The organism is Kitasatospora sp. UYEF31 (assembly GCF_057291755.1).
Genome location: NZ_JBXAWK010000154.1, coordinates 1 through 1342, shown reverse-complemented (window position 1 = coordinate 1342; position 1342 = coordinate 1). Strand labels below are relative to the sequence as shown.

Below are 1342 nucleotides of genomic sequence, written 5' to 3'. Positions count from 1 at the left end.
CGCCGCCCCCGCGATGGCGAACCTTGTGGTCACCCAGCCCACCGTCCCCAGCCTGGCCCCCGGCGCGACCGGCGAGGTGACCTTCAAAGCGACTACCGAACCCGAAACGAAGTTCGACAAGCTCGTTTTCACCGCCCCGGCCAACACCACGTTCACCCGCAACTCCTACACCTACGACGGCGACCCGGGAACCCTCCAAGACTGCACGACCTCCGCCGACGCGAAGACCCTGACCTGCGGCGGTATCACTGGCCTGACGAAGGCCGGCGCGACGGCGACGTTCGGTGTGCAGGTGAAGATGGACCCCGCCGCCCCGGCGAACACCACCATGACCGCGGGCAACTTCACCGCGACCCATCTTGGGCCTGTAACCGGACAGGGCTCCTACACGGTCAAGACCCCGGCCCCGGACGCCGTTCCCATGGCCGACACACAGGCCGCGCTGGCGGTCGGCGGAGTGCTGGCGGTCGGCGGAGTGCTGGCCGTCGGCGCGCTGGCCGGTGGTGGTGTCGTGCTGCGCCGCCGGACCGTGCGCCAGCACTAGGTCCTGTCTGGAGTGCAGATCATGAGTTCGTGAGATCGCCTGCGCGCGATGCGCCGGCTTTGCTAGGTAATTGGTCATGGCGCGAGGCGATCTCACCGACGAGCAGTGCTCCCTGATCGAGCCCACCTCCCGATCGCCGCGGCCGATCCCATCCCCGACCTGCGGAAATACTTCAACGCCGCGATGTGGCGCTTGCGTACCGGCAGTCCCTGGCGCGACCTGCCGGACGAGTTCGGGCCCAGACAGAGTGCCTACGACCGCTTCCGGATCTGGGCTGAACAGGGCGTCTTCCAGAACCTGATGCAAGCCGTGATCGCGGACAAGAGTTACAGCGGTGCCGGGTACCTCACCCAATGCCGTAAAGCGTAAAATGATCTTCCGGTGGTGGTCAGGTTCCGTGCGGCTCCGGTCCGGGGTGTAACGGTGCGTCGGTAGGCTGGCCGACTGTGGATCACAGTGCGGAAGCAGCGGCCCGGTTGCCGGAGTTCATCTCGATCGGGCTGCTGGCGGCCTCGGTGCCGCGGGATGTCATCGATGAGGCGGTGGCCGCGCACCACCGGCAGGCCAAACGCTCGGACGGCAAGCTGCCCCCATGTGGTCCTCTACCTGGTCATGGCACTGGCCCTGTTCTGTGACGACGACTATGAAGAAGTCGCCACCCGACTGTTGGGGCTTCCCCCCGTGAGGAGGACACAGTTTTATATGCTTATGCGGCAAGTGTCATCGTAGTCGACAGTTGCTCGTAGGCGACCGGGCTGCGCTGCCCGTTGGCCGAATGCCTGCGCCGTGTGTTGTAGC

Annotated in this window: 2 protein-coding genes; both read left to right on the top strand. The window is 66.1% G+C overall.

The window, feature by feature from the left end:
- The coding region (locus AC0Z36_RS29670; protein ID WP_485466182.1) for a hypothetical protein at positions 1 to 544 on the top strand (544 nt) is incomplete at its 5' end.
- Between the two features lie 105 nt (positions 545 to 649).
- Positions 650 to 913: a transposase gene (locus AC0Z36_RS29665; RefSeq protein WP_485466181.1), complete on the top strand. Its 264-nt coding sequence runs from the start codon at positions 650 to 652 to the stop codon at positions 911 to 913.
- The last annotated feature ends 429 nt before the right edge of the window (positions 914 to 1342 follow it).